The organism is Kribbella pittospori, from assembly GCF_004331465.1.
GTDB lineage: Bacteria > Actinomycetota > Actinomycetes > Propionibacteriales > Kribbellaceae > Kribbella > Kribbella pittospori.
The window spans coordinates 155,869-171,510 of sequence record NZ_SJKB01000007.1; the positions used below are offsets into that span (position 1 = coordinate 155,869).

Sequence of the window (15,642 nt, forward strand, 5' to 3'; positions counted from 1 at the left end):
ACGGAACCCCGGGCCGGCGCTAGTTGGGAGCGCCGGCCCGGACTCTCGTCAGCCCACCGGTGGTACGGCCGCACAGCTGGTGCCGCGGTTCGGGACCTCGCGCGCGATCAGGTAGTCGTCGATCGTCGACTGCATGCACGGGCTCGAGTTGTAGCTGCCGTGTCCCCAGCCTTCATAGGTCAGGAGTACGCCGTACTTGCCGAGCTGCCGGGTCACGCTCTGGGCGAAGTTGTAGCCGGTCGCCGGGTCGTGGATCGCGTTGGCGAGCAGGACCGGGGTCTGCAGGTTGCGGACCTTCAGCCGGTGTTGCGGGTTGTTCGCCGTAGGCCCGCCGAGGCAGTTCGTGACGGCCAGCAGCTGACCCGGGTACCGCATGTCCGGGTTGTTCCGGCCGATCCGGGCGACGAGTCCGGCGAACTCGTCGTAGTCGCGCACCTGCAGGTTCCAGTCCTGGCAGAACGGCGCGAGCGTGTTGTTCACCAACCCGGTCGGCCCCGGAGCCTGGCCGGTCGGCGGCTCGCTCTCGTCGAGCGTCTTCAACGTGTCCGCCAGCTTGCGCCACTCCGGGTCGTAGAGCAGCCGGAACACCGCGAAGCTCAGGTTGAACGCCGAGATCGCGACGTTCGGCTGGCGTGGATCCGGCACCTCACCCTGGTCCGCCCGCTTCAGCAGGCCGTCCCAGAGTGCGTGGACGTCGCGGCCGTGCAGTGCGCAGTCCGTTGCCTGATCGCACCATTTCAGGAACTCGTCGAACGAGTCCTGGACCGGTGCCGCCTGGCCGTCCAGGAAGGACCGCGCGGTCGGGGAGCTGTGGTCGAGCACGCTCTCCAGCACCAGTGCGCGGGTCCGGCTTGGGTAGGTCTCGGCGTACTGCGCACCGAGCACCGTCCCGTACGACGAACCGTGGAACGAGATCTGCGACTCGCCGAGGGCCTTCCGGATCGCGTCCACGTCACGCACCGTCTGCCAGGTGTCGATGTGGTCGTAGAGCGGACCGGTGTTCTTGCGGCAGTCGGTGGCCAGCGTGTGGTTGTAGCGCACGGTCGCGTCGAAGTCGGCCTGACTCTTCATCAGCGGTGACGGCTGCTGGGACAGCAGCGCGGCGGAGCACAGCACCGGATTGCTGCGGGCGATCCCCCGCGGGTCGAAACTGACGATGTCGAAACGGTCCTGGAGGGCCGGGCTGAACCGGCTGATCCCGGTCTTGATCCGATCGACGCCGGAGTCACCGGGACCACCTGGTCCGAAGACCAGCACGCCGACGCGTTCGCTCGGGGACTTCGCCGTCCGCCGGGCGATCGCGAGGCCGAAGGTCGGTCCGTCGGGGTGGCGCCAGTCGACCGGCAGTTGCAGGGTCGCGCACTGCGAGCCCTGCACGACCACGGGATCGTCCTTGCCTTCCGGCTTGCAGTCGGACCACTGGATCTGTGTCCTAGTGGTCGTGGCCGACACCGGCAGTGTCACGAGCCCTGCGGTCGCGACACCCAACGCCACTCCGCCTGCGAGGGCGCGTCGTGTGAACTTCATGGTGGAGTTCTCCTGTCTACGGAATCCTCCTCATCGTTCGGCAATCGCTTGCTCGGGCACATCGGTGATGGACCCGGGCGCGACCCGGGGCGGTGCTTGGGGGACTTGTTAGGGTCGGGCCGATGACCGAGACGACTGTTGCCGCCCCGGCCGGCACGAAGAAACACGCGACCTGGTTCCGCACGGTGGCGATCGCCGAGGCGATCTCCTGGACCGGTCTGCTGATCGGAATGCTGTTCAAATACGTGCTGTCCGGCAACGAGCTCGGGGTGAAGATCTTCGGCCCGATCCACGGCGGCATCTTCATCGTGTACGTGCTCACCGTGCTGCTGGTGCGCGGTCCGTTGCGCTGGTCCTGGCCGGTCACGCTGCTCGCACTGGCGGCCAGTGTTCCGCCGCTGTTCACCTGGTTCTTCGAGATCTGGGCCAGGTCGTCTCTGGCAACCCCACGCCTACTGCGCGGCACTCGGCACGGCGCGGGATTGCCAGAGACGACCGCGCACGGGCCGGATTGACGACGGCCGGGACACCGCCGTACCGTCCAGGGCGTCAGCTAATTCAACCGCCGCATGAACCCGTGCGGGAGAGTCCCGGGCACGACCCGGGCGCCGTAGGAGCAACTCTCCCCAAGAATCTCTCAGGCACCTTCACCGCACGGGCGAGGCACCTCTGGAAGATGTCCCCTGACATCTGACAGAGCGGGGAGGACACCAAACGGTCAACGGCGACCGGAAGGAACCTCCACACGATGGCGATCAGCGTCTTCGACCTGTTCAGTATCGGGATCGGCCCGTCGAGCTCCCACACGGTGGGACCGATGCGCGCCGCCCGCACCTTCGCACTCGGCCTGGCCGACGCCGGCCTGCTGGCCACCACCGCGACCGTTGAGGCCCAGCTGTTCGGTTCGCTGGGGGTGACCGGGCACGGCCACGGCAGCAACAAGGCGGTCCTGCTCGGGCTCGAGACCGAGGACCCCGAGACCGTCGTCACCCACTCGGTCGATGCACGCGTCGAGACGATCCGCGAGCGCGGCCGGTTGCTGCTGGCCGGCACGCACGAGATCAAGTTCGACGAGAACACGCACCTGGTGATGCACCGGCGCAAGGTCCTGCCGTACCACCCGAACGGGATGACGTTCGTGGCCCGGTCGGCGGACGGCGGCGTACTGCGGGAGCGCACGTACTACTCGGTCGGCGGCGGGTTCGTGGTCGATGAGAACGCGGCGGCCGGGGATCGGATCGTGCCGGACACGACCCCGCTGAAGTACCCGTTCACGACCGGTGCCGAGTTGCTCGAGCGCTGCCGCGAGTCGCAGTTGCCGATCAGCGAGGTGATGCTCGCGAATGAGCTGGCCTGGCGCACCGAGACCGAGATCCACGACGGTCTGCTGCACATCTGGCAGGTGATGCAGGACTGCGTCCGCGAGGGCTGTGAGACCGAGGGCATCCTGCCCGGCGGCCTGAAGGTGCCGCGGCGGGCGCACGCGCTGCACCAGAAGCTGAGCCGCGATCCGTGGTCGGTGGATCCGCTCAAGGTGATGGACTGGGTCAACCTGTTCGCCCTCGCGGTGAACGAGCAGAACGCGTCCGGCGGGCGGATCGTCACCGCGCCGACGAACGGTGCGGCCGGCATCATCCCCGCCGTACTGCACTACTACCGGCGGTTCGTGCCGGGGGCGACCGACGACGGCGCGGTCCGGTTCCTGCTCACCGCCGGCGCGATCGGCGTGTTGTACAAGGAGAATGCGTCGATCTCCGGCGCCGAGGTCGGCTGCCAGGGCGAGGTCGGGTCGGCCTGCTCGATGGCGGCGGCCGGGCTGTGCGAGGTCCTCGGCGGTACGCCGCAGCAGGTCGAGAACGCGGCCGAGATCGCGATGGAGCACAACCTCGGCCTGACCTGCGACCCGGTCGGCGGGCTGGTGCAGATCCCGTGCATCGAGCGGAACGCGATGGCGTCGGTGAAGGCGGTGAACGCGGCCCGGATGGCGATGCACGGCGACGGGGTGCACGTGGTCACCCTCGACAAGGTGATCAAGACGATGCGCGAGACCGGCGCCGACATGAAGATCAAGTACAAGGAGACGTCCCGCGGCGGCCTGGCCGTCAACGTGATCGAATGCTGAACGCACCGGTCCCATGACGGAGCGGAATCCTACGCTCGCGTAGTGGTAACTCGACTGCCGAAAAGTTGCGATCTAGCGTGGAATTTCTTCCAAGGTCTGTTTGAAGCGCTGGTGCAACAGATACCCTCCGGGACTTGTGAGACCGATCGCTGCCGTGGCCGCCCGCCGCCCGCCCTGGCAGAACCCGCAGCGGCTGCGACAGGTCGCCGGCGTCGCCGGCGCACTGCTGCTGCTCTACCTGGTCCTGGTCCTGGTCGCCCTCCTCGGCGGCCCGCGGCTGGGTTCGTCGTTCCTGCCACTGCCCGGCGGTGGACCGAACCCGGCCAACCCGGTCGCCGGGCTCCAGCCCAGTCAGCCGACCAAGAACATCCCAACCATCCCAGGCGGCAGTACGCCGACGCCCGGTTCCACACCGCCCGCGAGTACGCCGTTGCCGCCGGCAACCACCCCGGAGGAGACGACCGGCACGGGCAACTCCGTCGTCAACAGCGGCGTCAAGACGCCCTGCCCGACGCCGGCGGTCAAGCCGCCGCGGCAGGTCGCTGATCAGTACGATCCGACCACCCCGGTCGGCACCAAGCGGCCGCCGACGCACACCACCGCGCCGCCGCCTGACCCGACGACCGATCCTCCGAGCGACGACCCGACCACGTCACCGCCCACGACGCCGGCCAACCCGCCGACGACTCCGGACGACCCGGGAACCCAGGACCCGGATCCGGACCCGCCGCTCACTCTCGGCGGCCTGCTCGGCGGGCTCTTGCGCACGCTCGGGCTGTAGACGCTCAGCCCTCCGGGGTTTCCAGGATGGTGTCCGCCACGAGCGCGGGTGCGTCGTTCATCGGGACGTGACCGCAGTCGAGCAGCGGGATCATCCGGGCGCGTGGGAGTTGAAGGTGAGCTCGCGCTGCCTGGGTCGGGATCAGAACACGGTCATGCGTTCCCCATGCGATCGTGACCGGGATGTCCGGTACGTCGCCGTCGAACGTGATGCCGCTGCGGGCGTGCGCAGCGACGCGATCGAAGGCGGGCGCGTCGCGAAGAGCGCGAGTCTCGGCGACCACGGCGTCCGGATCGCGCAGCGCCGGGCGGTGGTAGATCACGCCGGTCATCACCCGTCGGCCGGCCGCGGTGTGGGACAGCCGCCGTACGGTCGCTTCAGGGGTACGCCGGGCGACGCGGCGAAGGTTGGTCAGCAGGCCGATCGCCCAGGTGCGTTCACGGGGCGTCCAGAAGCCCGCTGGGGAGAGCGCGGTGACCGACCGAGCCAGACCGAGTTGACCCATACGGAGCGCGATCAGGCCGCCCATCGAGTTGCCCGCGACGTGCGGCCGCTCGACGTCGAGCGCCGTACAGAAGGCCTCGATCGCGTAGGCGAAGGTGTCGAGTTCGTTCGGGATGCCGTCCGGTACGTCGGGTGATTCGCCGAAGCCGGGGAGGTCGAGGGCGATCACGTCGCGGTGTTCGGCGAGCCGGTCGAGCACCGGGTCGAAGGCCTGCCGGTGGTGGCCGATGCCGTGCAGGAGCAGCAGCGGCTCGCCGGCTCCCTTGCGGTGGTAGGCGATCTCCACCCCCGGGACACCGGCCACGGTCACGGTCGCGATGGCGCTCATCACTTCATCGTGACCGCGGGGCGAGATCCTGTCATCGTGACATGGCCGATGTCACATAACCTCACGGACCTCAGTACGCCTCGACCTCGGTGGTCGAGGCGTTGCCGTCGACGGTCGGTTCGAGGTTCACCTGCCAGGACTCGTTCCGGCCGAACGTGCGGTCGAACTTCTGGAACGAGCAGCCGGCGCTGAACTGGCCACGCTCGGGGTTCCAGTCCGTGCCGCTCTTGTAGTAGATCCGGTACGTCCCGCCGATCCGGGTGATCGTCGCGGCCTTGTTCGCCTGGACGAACATCATCACGTGCGGCTCGCTCGGTGGGTCGCCGTCGTTGACGACCGAGATGGCGACGTCGTTCGCCGTACCGTTGGTGACCTTGATCCGGCCGGTGCCGGAGTCTCCTTCGCGGACCAGGATCTCGCCGTTGTCCGGTCGCTCGTTGTCCGGCGCCGGGCCGGGATCGGGCAGCGTGGCGCCGAACTTCAGCTTGAGCTTCGTCAGGGCCGCGATCGCGCTCTTCAGATCGGCGCGCAGCGTCCGCTGGACCTTCTGCGAGGTGTACGCGACCCCGCCGCAGCGCGCGTTCAGCTCGGCCCGGTCGGAGTCGGCCAATGAAACCGCCGCGGTGCCGAGGCTGTCCTGCAGCAATTCGTGTACGGCGATCAGACGGCTAGTCACCGTGGAGTCGGCGAGTCGTGAGGATGCGGTGTTCAGTGACTCCGCCAGGCTTGTCATGGTCTGGGCCAGTGCCTCCGCGGTGCGCACCCGGGTGAGGCTCCGCAGGTCCTTCGCCAGGCTCTGTTCGATCTTCGTCAACTCCGCCTGGTACGCCGCTGTCCCGAGCGGCCCGGTCGGGGTCGACGAAGCCGGCGCCGAGGATGACGCACCCGCCGGCGTCGACGGCGCACCCGAGGCATCGTCCTCGGCCGGACCACCACAACCAGCCACCAGCCCCAGCACCGCAACACCGGCCCAGAGCACGCAGAACCGCTTCATGCATGTCCCCCCAGGTCGCCCCACAACCCTTGTGCCGCACAGGGTATGCGCACCGAGCAAGCCGGTGCGAGTCGAGCGCTAGCTTCTGGGAGCGGATCTAACGAACGGGAAAGCGAGGGTGGCGCGGATGTTCTGGCCGGTGAGCATCATCATGACCCGGTCCACACCGATACCCAGGCCGCCGGTCGGGGGCATCGCGTACTCGAGCGTGCTGAGGAAGTCCTCGTCCAGCGACATCGCCTCGGGGTCGCCGGCCGCGGCCTTGAGCGACTGCTCGGTCAGCCGGCGGCGCTGCTCGACCGGGTCGACGAGCTCGGAGTACGCCGTACCGATCTCCGCGCCGAAGGCCACCAGATCCCAACGCTCGGCCAGCCGCGGTTCGGATCGGTGGCTCCGGGTCAGCGGTGACGTCTCCAACGGGAAGTCGGTGTAGAACGTCGGCACTGTCGTGGCCGGCTCGACCAACTCGTCGTACAGCTCGAGGACGAGCTCACCCGCGGTCAGCTCGAAAGTCGTGTGTACGCCGTGCTCCGCGCACAGCTCGCGGAGTCGCTCGACCGGTGTGTCCGCGTCGATCGTCGCACCCACGGCCCGGCCGACGGCGTCGTGCACGGTGACGACGGGCCACTCACCGGAGATGTCGATCTCGCCGTCCGGCCGCTGCACCACCGGCTTCCCGAACACCGCGGTCGCGGCCTCGATCAGTAGCTCACGGGTCAGCTCCCGCATCACGTGGTAGTCGGCGTACGGCTGGTACGCCTCGACCGAGGTGAACTCCGGGTTGTGGGTCGCGTCGGCGCCCTCGTTGCGGAAGTTCCGGTTCAGCTCGAAGACCTTGCCCATCCCGCCGACACTCAGCCGCTTCAGGAACAGCTCCGGCGCGATCCGGAGAAACAGTTCGGTGTCGTAGGCGTTGATGTGGGTCGCGAACGGCCGCGCGTTCGCCCCGCCGTGGACGGCCTGCAGCATCGGCGTCTCCACCTCGATGAAGCCGCGCGCCTCGAAACCGTTGCGCAGGGCCCGGACCGCCGCGCTGCGCTGCTGCATCATCCGGAGCGAGTCCGGGTTCATGATCAGGTCGAGGTGCCGCTGCCGGACCCGTGCCTCCGGATCGGTGAAGCCCTTCCGCTTGTCCGGCAGTGGGTGCAGGCACTTAGCGGCCATCAGCCAGCTCGTCACCGCGATCGACAGCTCGCCGCGGCGACTGGTGACCACCTCGCCCGTGACGCTGACGTGATCGCCGATATCGACAAATCGCCGCCACTGCTCGAGCGCCGTCTCGCCGCAGTCGTCGGTCGTCAGCATCACCTGCAGTTGCGCCAGGCCGTCCTGCAGCTGGGCGAACGACAGACCACCGTGATCCCGCATCCGCATCACTCGCCCGGTGATCGACACTGTGGCGCCGGTGCGGTGATCGGCCGGCAGGCCCGGGTGCAGGGCGCGGACCCGCTCCAGCGTCTCCGTCCGCGGCACGCTGACCGGATAGGGGTCGATGCCCGCAGCAACCAGCTCGGCGAGCTTGGTCCGGCGGATCAGCTCCTGCTCGGTGAGCTTGCGATCGGGCAGTGCCGGTCGCAGCAACTCCTCCTCCTGCTCATGTACGGCGGTCGCGAACGCGCCACCGTCCGCCGCCATGATCGCGTGCCGCTCGGCGGTCGCCACGGTGTCGACCCGGGTCCACGGCCTCGGCGCCGGCAGGAAGCCCTCTGCGGTCCCGGCCGCCAGCAACACCTGCGCCAGCGACGCCCCACGGGAGTAGCAGATCAGCCGTGGGGACCAGCGCGGCAGGTACTTCTCGTTCGACTGGTAGAGGCTCTCCAACTGCCAGAAGCGTGATGCGGCGGTGAGCAGTGCGTTGGTCAGCCGCAGTACCGGCCCGGCGCCGACCCGCTCGGCATCGCTGAAGATCTCCCGGAACATCGCGAAGTTCAGCGAGATCCGGTGCAGGCCGAGATCGCCACACGCGTCGACCAGCGAGGTGACCATGAACTCCATCAGCCCGTTCACGGACTCCGGGTCGCGCCGCATCAGATCCAGCGAGACGCCTCGCACACCCCACGGCACGAACGACAGCAGCCCGCGGACCTCGCCGTCGGAATCGCGCGCGATGACCATCACGCAGCGCGCGTCGGACGGGTCGCCAAGCCGCCCGAGCGCCATCGAGAACCCGCGCTCGGTGTGCGCGCCACGCCACTTCTCGGCGAGGTGGACGTACTGCGCCAGCATCTCGGGCGACAGGTCTCCGTGCCGGACGACTTCTGCGTGATAGCCGGCCCGCTGGACCCGCGTCACCGCCTGCCGGACCGGCCGCATGGTCCGGCCCTCCAGCGTGAAGTCGGCGACATCGATGATTGCCTCGTCACCCATCGACAGTGCGCGCAGGCCTGCATCGACGTACGCGTGCGCGGCCTCCTCGCTCACCGACAGGACCGCGGGTGACCAGCCGTACGTGCGGGCTTCGGCGAGCCAGCGCTGGATCGCGCCGGGCCAGGCGACCGGATCGCCGAGTGGGTCGCCGCTGGCCAGGCTGACCCCGTTGACCACGCGGTACGCGATCGCGGCCTGCTTGTCGGGGGAGAAGACGACCGCCTTGTCCCGCCGGGTGGCGAAGTACCCGAGCGAGTCGCGCTCACCGTGCTCGAGCAGCAGGCGGCGTACGTCGAGCTCCTCGGGCTGGGTGAGGTAGCGGACCCGGCGGACCGAGCGCAGGAAGATGGCAAACGCGATCACCAGCGTCGCGGCCGAGATCGCGCCGACCGTCAGCCCGATCCAGCCGTGGCCCTCGTGCCCACCCATCCGGTTGCGGGACTGGCCGAACGCCGCGACGATCGCCCAGCCGATCTTCTCCCGCTGACCGGTGAGGGTCTTCGGGAAGATCTGCGTCAGCGTGATGCTGACCGCGATCGAGATCAGCATGCCGGTGACCAGCACGCCGACCGCGAGCCGCCTGGTGCCGGGCGCCAGCCGGGCCGGGAACGCGCCGCGGATCGTCCACAGCAGCACGACGATCGCGATCACCACGACCACCTGGACGATGCCGAGCTCGAGGTCCTTGACCGTGGCGGGACCGAAGTCAGACAGCAGTTCGGCGTCGTTCGGATTGGCCAGCCGGACGCTGGTGAACGCGACGGCCGCGGTCTGTGCCAGTAACCAGAGGGCTTCGAAGACCCACAGCACCCAGAGCAACGCGGCGCGCTTGCCACGCAGGAGCGCGCTACCGACGACGGCCAGGTAGACAGCCGGGAAGAAGGTGTGGCCGGCCGGGATGCCGAAGAAGTCGAACGCCTGGTCGACCCGCTTCACGTACGCCGGGGCGAACAGATGCAACGGGATCGCGATGAACGACCAGACTGCGGCGGCCACCACAACGCGTCCGACCCACACGGCAGCACGGTGCTGCCACGCGGGAATCACTTCGGTTTGTTCCGACCGCACGCAGCGATCATGCCATCACTTCGCCGCGACTTCGGTCGTGCTAGGTCTACCTCGAGGGTATAGCTGAGACGACAGTCAATCCGTTGGTCTGCGTGCGACGCTTTCGGGCATGGTGACCGTCCCGTATCGCTTGATGCGTAACGTGATGGTCGCGGCCGGCGTGCTGTACTGCAGCCTGTTGCTCGAGGCGGTCGCCGGTTATCCACTCGACGTACACCGGTCGTTCCTGAGTGAGCTCGGGGCGCGGGATCAGGCCACCAGTCCCTACGCGCGGGCGATGGACCTTGGCGCCGGTGTGCTGGTGCTGGTCGCTGCGGTCCTCGGGCGACCCGCTGCGCGGATGCATCGCGACGTCGCGGGGCTGCTGATCAGCGCCGCGGTCTTCGGCGCCGGCACGTTGTTCGATTCGCTCTCGCCGATGGACTGCGCGCCTTCGGCAGACGCCGCCTGCCGAGCCGCCGCCGAATCTCCAGCGCTGGTGCTGCACGAGATCACGTCGACGCTGGCCGGCCTCGGAAGCATTGTCATGGGCATCTTTGCTCTGCTCATCCTGCGAAGATCGCGCGGTGTCCGCGGGCGGCCCGTCGCGGCCCTGGCGGCCGCCGTCGTGGTGACCCAGGCGTGGCTCGGGATCGAGACCGGGGTCGAGGTGCTCACCGGCAACGATCTGCATCCGCCGGGCATCCTGCAACGGGTGTCGATCCTGCTGGTGTGCATATTCCTGGGGACAGTAGTGCCCGCCGTGAGGCACGCTTGCTCTCGATGACCGTCACGTGGATCGTGCTGCCCGGCCTGGCCGAGACTCCGGAGGAGTTCGCGCGGGTCGTCGAGTTGTTGCCGGGCACCGATCTGCGCGTGATCGATCCCTGGCGTACGCCGGTCACCTCCGACGTCGACCAGTTGCGTACGGCGGCCGGGGTACCGGCGGATGCGGAGATCGGGCTGGTCGGTCACTCGATCGGCGGACTGGCTGCGTTGCGGTGGGCGCTGACCCGGCCGGCCGAAGTGGTCAGTCTGGTGCTCGTGGACACCAGTCTCACCTCGGAGACCGGGGTGCGGTGGCTGTATCCGGGGACGCGGGGTGATCGGGCGGTGCGCGGATTCCTGCGGTTGCTCGGGCGGATCGGCGTACCGCAACTGCTGGGACCGGGGCTGCGGCGGCTGATCGTACGGATCGGCAGTGCGACGAAGCGGGATCTGTTGTCCAAGGCAACTGAACGGACGCGGTACGGCGGCCCGTCGTCCTGGCTGCTGTTCTGGGACGAACTGGCCGGGAGCTGGGAGCTGGCGACCGAGGTCGGAAAACTGGTCGCCCGGCCGGTTGATGTGATCGCGCCGACCGTGCTGCTGGTCGCCACGGGTGGCAGTTCGCGCTTCACCGCCAACCGGTGGGTGGCAGGTCAGCAACGGTTGGCGGACGCGCTGGGCGGCACGGTCGAGGTGCTACCGGACTCCGCCCACCTCGTTCACCTGGACCGCCCAGACGCAATCGCTGCGGTTGTCCGACCTAGGCAGTTGTAGTGAGAGTCGGGGTCGGGAGCTTGCGCTGCCAGACCTCGTCCAGGGCCATCCGCATCGCGCCGGTGACGACCGCGTCCTCGGCCAGAGCGGACAACTCCAGCTTCGGGTGGTTCAGAGTCAGCAGCCGCAACTGGTCAGAGATGGCGTCGAGCAGTACGGCGCCGGCCCGGGCGACGCCGCCGCCGATGACGACGGCGGTCGGGTCGAGCACGAGGATCGACGGGGCCAGAGCACGGGCGAAGTCGCGGGCGACCTGCTGCACGACGGCCTGAGCCACCGGGTCGCGCTCGGCCGCAGCCGCGAACACATCGGCCGTATCGAGCTGCTCACCACCCAGCTCAGCCAGCCGGGACTTCGGGTTGTCCAGTGCGGCCTGCCGTCCGAGAGCTGCGATCGCCTCCGAGCCGACCGCACGCTCCAACGGGCCCCGGCTGTCTTCGGGGTTGATCACGTCGTCCGGCGCGGTGGCGATGAAGCCGATCTCGCCGGCCGCTCCGGTGCCGCGGTGCAGCCGTCCGTCGATGACGATGCCGGCGCCGAGTCGCTCACCCCACTGCACTGCCAGCAGCGTGCCGGTGCCGCCACGAGCCGCGGCGATGGCAAGCGCGGCCAGGTTGGCGTCGTTGTCGAGCATCACCGGGCAGTCGAGCAGACCGCGGACATGCTTGATCAGGTCGATCGCGGACCAGCCCGGAACACTCGGGACCAGCTGCACCCGACCGGTGTGCTCGTCCACGATGCCGGGGCTGGCGGCCACCGCAGCGGCGACGTCCTCGGCCGGTACTTCGGCCTCCGCGAGAGCCTCGGTGATCACCTCGCTGATGACTCCGAGCAGCTCCTGCGCGGTCCATCCGGGTCCGGAGCGCCGTACCAGGGAGAGCTTGCGGCCGGCCAGGTCGGAGACGCCGACGGTCACCCGGTGCGGGCCGACGTCGAGGCCGAGCACCGGCGCCGCGCGGCCACGCAGTGACACCCGGATCGCCGGTCGGCCGAGCGAGCGGTCCGCCGAGTCGGGGCCGTGCTGCTGCAGCCAGCCGGCGTCCAGCAGCTCGTCGACTGCCTGCGCGACGGTCGGTCTGGCCAGGCCGGTCCGTTCGACCAGCTCCGCGACACGCAGTGGTGCCGGTGCGGAGCGCCGTACCGCGTCCAGGACTGCCGCGACGTTGATCCGCCGCAGCATCGTCGTACCGCCGCCGCCGACCGTTCCCTTACCCATGTCCGACCCCTTGCCTGCCACCCGCCCATCCTATATAGAAAGCGAGCGTTCATAAATTACCGTGAGTCCCGTGTCCGCAAGCGGCTGGCGGTCGCCGACTGCGTGAGTCGACAACTATCACCCACTGGGGGTCCGATCCTCCAGCACACGCATCAGTGCCGGAATCGGACCCGCAACACGCGGAGTGTCCCGGTCCGCTGTTCAGTCCTGCACAACGGTCCGGGCGAAACTGCTCAGTGCCTCCCGATCCGGTTGCTGGGTTTTGGTCATCAGACTCGCCACGTGTTTCTCCACCGTCCGCGGCGAGATGTGCAGCCGGGAGGCGATCGACTTGTTCCCGATCCGGTCGACCAGCAACCGGCAGACCTCGTACTCGCGGGTGGTGACCCCGAGCTGACGAAGGTGCGCGGGCACCTGCTCGGTCCCGCTCCGCCGCTGCGAGACGGTTGCCCCGAGCTGACGCAGCAGACTACGGCAGGCACTGGCCACCGCCGGCACCTCCGCGTTGTGGAAGTAGTCCTCAGCCTGCCGCAACCAGGCGACCGGCTCGCCCCAGCCGTCCGCATGGGCCGGCTCGGCCACCAGCCGAAGACCCAGATAGCGCGCCATCGGGTAGAGCGACGCGGTCTCCAGCGCCTCCAGCACCTTGGCGTTGGCCGCGTCCACCCGACCGTCCCGGCCGAGCAGTACGGCGTGTGCCAACTGGACGAACTGCTTGTTCCACCGCATTCCGCTGGCAGCCGCGGCGGTGATCGCCTCGAAGTGCGCCCAGCCGTTGCGGCCGGACAGTACGCCGAGCAGCAGGCCCAGCCCGTACTTCCCCGACGTGTGCAGGGTGGTCGGATTCTGCGCGTCGTACGCGAGCGCCTGCGCCATCTCGGAGTCGGCCAGCTCGCGGTTCTCCTCCAGCAGCGCGCAGAACGTCCGCGCCAGCCCGTAGGAGTACGGCAGCTCGTACGACGCCCGCTCGCCACCCCAGTTCGCGACCTCGGCCAGCGTCGCCTCCATCGCCGTACGGCGACCCTGATGCGCCTCCAGGATCGCCTTGGTGGACAGGAAGTACGTCGCCGAGCGGCCGAGCCGCAGTCGCCGGGTCACCTCCAGGCACTCGTCGATGATGACCGCGGCCTTGGCGTACTCCGACCGCAGGATCGCCTGCTGGCCGAGGATGCCGTCGACCTCGTAGGCGAGTGGGATCGCCCCGATCCGCAACGCCTGCTGCCGGGCCCGTTCGAGCTCGGCGATGCTGCCGTTGGCCAGGCAGATCGTGCCGGCCTGGAAGATGTGCGAGCAGACCCGCTGGAAGGTCATGTTGTGTTCTTCGGCCACCAGCCGGGCGCGGTGGAAGAAGTCGATCGACCGGTCCAGGTCGTGCTCGCGTGACAGGATGCCGAGCAGTTGCAACGCATCGCACGCCACCGCCGGCAGCTTCGCGCGTTCAGCTGCTTCGGCCGCGCGGGTGGCAAGCTCGGTGGCGGCCTTCAGCCGGCCTGGACTCGGCCTGGCGAGCTCGAGGTGTGCGGCGATCGCGTCGACCGGTGCGAGGTCGGCGTCGCCCGCGTCGATGCCCAGCAGCGATCGCGCGGTCGCGACCTGGGTCAGTGCGGCAGACCAGCGGCCAGCCATGTGTTCGAGATTGGCCAACTGGACATGCAAGGCGGCGACTCTGCTGCTGTCGAGGTTGCGGTCGGCCATCTCCTCGATGGTCGCCGCGTGCTCCGCGCTGCTCTCGAACTGACCGGTCTCACTGAGTGCGATCAGCAACGACCCCAGCACCTCGGCGCGGTAGATGGTGTCGGGATCGCCGGCCAGCAAGGCGTTCGCGCGCTCCAGCAGGTTGACGGCCGACGCCATCGATCCTTCGTCGAACGATCGTCGCCCGGCCATCGCGAAGAGTCGTCCGGCACGCCCGTTGTCCCCTCCGGTCTCGGCCAGTTCCGCGACCATCGGACACCATTCACCGGGCAGACCGGGGTGCAACTCCTCGATCGCATCGGCACACCGTCGCGCCAGTGTGGATCGCTCTGTCGGCGTCAGGCCTGCCAGCAATGCATCCGCAGTCAATGGATGCCGGAATGCGTACCAGTCCGGAACGGGCTCGTCCGGCCCGACCAGTTGCGCCGCAAGGCCGGCGCGCAGCGTGGCCAGCAGCAACCGCTCGTCGGTCCCAGTGGCCTTGCGTACGACGCTCAGCGGGAAGCGATGACCGATGACCGCGGCAAGCACCAGCAGGTCACGTGACTGCGGGCCGAGTTGGTCGGTCCGGCTACTGATGCTGCGCACAACGGCCGCCGGGACGGTGGTCTGCAGGCCGTCGACGACCTGGACACTGCCATCCTCCTTCGACAGCAGCTGTCCGGTCCGGCTCGCCTCCTGCAGCAATTCCTCAACGATAAAAGGGACTCCGGCACTGTCCCGCCACAGGCTGTCGACCAGAGCATCGGGTACGCCGTCCACCGGGACCTCAAGGCACCCGGCCGCGAGCTCACCCACCTCTGCGCGGTCCAACGGTTGCAGCTCGATCAGACCGGCCGCTCCACGCTGTGCGGACAGTTGGGCGAGCTCGAAGGCCGCGCAGGTCTCCGAACGAAGTGTGGCGACCAGCGCGATCGGCTGGTCCTCCAAGTTGTCGAGCAGGTACTCGATCACAGCGAGGGTCTCCGGATCAGAACCGTGCAGATCCTCCAGCACCAGCAGGCAGCCGCGGTCCTTGCCGACCAGGGCCAGCAACCGCAGGACGGCCTCACCGAGAACGACAGTGGAGGTCGCGGTGTTGTGTGCTGTCCCGTCGTCCCAGTCCGGTACCAGGCGGCCGAGCACCTGGCGGTACGGCCCGAGACCGTCGGCCGCAGGCATCTCGCCGCGGCGGATCAACGACAGCAACGCCTCCGTGAACGGGCGGAACGCAACCATCGTGCCGATGGCTCCGACGCGTCCGCGCAACGTTGCCATCGCATCGTCCAGCGCCCGCGTGGTGGCGACTCCGGCCAGCCGGCTCTTGCCGATACCGGGCTCACCGACGAGGAAGACCGCACCTCCGTGACCGCCACGGGCTGCAGCCAGCAGGCGGTGGAGCTGATCGATCTCCCTGTCTCTGCCGACCACTCCGGGCGCACGGGTCTGCATGCTTGCCAACTCTAACGACGTATCGCTGCCACCGCAGCGGATCGGCGGGGCCGGCCGGGCACCCTCGGGTGACCGGGCGACTCCGCCG

The 15,642-nt window shown here is 69.0% G+C and carries 11 protein-coding genes and 1 riboswitch; of the genes, 5 read left to right on the forward strand and 6 right to left on the reverse strand.

The features are described 5' to 3' along the window. Positions 1 to 48: 48 nt before the first annotated feature. Positions 49 to 1,527 (reverse strand): alpha/beta fold hydrolase, encoded by a 1,479-nt coding sequence (locus E0H73_RS22870; RefSeq protein ID WP_131359838.1) that lies wholly within the window; start codon positions 1,525 to 1,527, stop codon positions 49 to 51. A gap of 122 nt (positions 1,528 to 1,649) precedes the next feature. Between E0H73_RS22870 and E0H73_RS22875 the strand changes: the two genes are divergently transcribed. From E0H73_RS22875 to E0H73_RS22885, 3 genes are all read left to right on the forward strand, one after another. Then, a complete protein-coding gene (locus tag E0H73_RS22875) occupies positions 1,650 to 2,042 on the forward strand; it encodes a DUF3817 domain-containing protein (protein ID WP_131359840.1) in 393 nt (130 codons plus the stop codon). 55 nt (positions 2,043 to 2,097) lie between these two features. Continuing rightward, positions 2,098 to 2,190, forward strand: a riboswitch (glycine riboswitch). Positions 2,191 to 2,275: 85 nt separating this feature from the next. Further along, positions 2,276 to 3,649, forward strand: a complete 1,374-nt coding sequence (locus E0H73_RS22880; RefSeq protein ID WP_131359842.1) for an L-serine ammonia-lyase — start codon at positions 2,276 to 2,278, stop codon at positions 3,647 to 3,649. 136 nt (positions 3,650 to 3,785) lie between these two features. After that, positions 3,786 to 4,430, forward strand: coding sequence for a hypothetical protein (locus tag E0H73_RS22885; protein WP_131359844.1), 645 nt, complete (start codon positions 3,786 to 3,788; stop codon positions 4,428 to 4,430). A 4-nt stretch (positions 4,431 to 4,434) separates the two neighbouring features. Here the strand turns inward: E0H73_RS22885 and E0H73_RS22890 are convergent, their stop codons facing one another. The 3 genes from E0H73_RS22890 to lysX form a co-directional block, all read right to left on the reverse strand. After that, on the reverse strand, positions 4,435 to 5,262 hold the full coding sequence (locus E0H73_RS22890; RefSeq protein ID WP_131359846.1) for an alpha/beta fold hydrolase: 828 nt from the start codon (positions 5,260 to 5,262) through the stop codon (positions 4,435 to 4,437). Positions 5,263 to 5,332: 70 nt separating this feature from the next. Beyond that, positions 5,333 to 6,256 (reverse strand): hypothetical protein, encoded by a 924-nt coding sequence (locus E0H73_RS22895; protein ID WP_131359848.1) that lies wholly within the window; start codon positions 6,254 to 6,256, stop codon positions 5,333 to 5,335. Positions 6,257 to 6,334: 78 nt separating this feature from the next. Then, positions 6,335 to 9,691, reverse strand: a complete 3,357-nt coding sequence (gene lysX / locus E0H73_RS22900) for a bifunctional lysylphosphatidylglycerol synthetase/lysine--tRNA ligase LysX (protein ID WP_131359850.1) — start codon at positions 9,689 to 9,691, stop codon at positions 6,335 to 6,337. Between the two features lie 109 nt (positions 9,692 to 9,800). Here lysX and E0H73_RS22905 point away from each other — a divergent pair, with 109 nt between their 5' ends. Together E0H73_RS22905 and E0H73_RS22910 are read left to right on the forward strand one after the other, a co-directional pair. Continuing rightward, the gene (locus E0H73_RS22905) at positions 9,801 to 10,457 is read left to right on the forward strand and encodes a DUF998 domain-containing protein (RefSeq protein WP_131359852.1); all 657 of its coding nucleotides are present in this window, start codon (positions 9,801 to 9,803) and stop codon (positions 10,455 to 10,457) included. Next, a complete protein-coding gene (locus E0H73_RS22910) occupies positions 10,454 to 11,212 on the forward strand; it encodes an alpha/beta fold hydrolase (protein ID WP_131359854.1) in 759 nt (252 codons plus the stop codon). Before E0H73_RS22905 ends, E0H73_RS22910 begins: the two co-directional genes overlap by 4 nt. Here the strand turns inward: E0H73_RS22910 and E0H73_RS22915 are convergent. Continuing rightward, the gene (locus E0H73_RS22915) at positions 11,199 to 12,428 is read right to left on the reverse strand and encodes an ROK family transcriptional regulator (protein ID WP_238164179.1); all 1,230 of its coding nucleotides are present in this window, start codon (positions 12,426 to 12,428) and stop codon (positions 11,199 to 11,201) included. The two genes, E0H73_RS22910 and E0H73_RS22915, sit on opposite strands and share 14 nt — an antisense overlap. Before the next feature lie 201 nt (positions 12,429 to 12,629). Next, on the reverse strand, positions 12,630 to 15,554 hold the full coding sequence (locus tag E0H73_RS22920; RefSeq protein ID WP_131359858.1) for an ATP-binding protein: 2,925 nt from the start codon (positions 15,552 to 15,554) through the stop codon (positions 12,630 to 12,632). Positions 15,555 to 15,642: the final 88 nt, after the last annotated feature.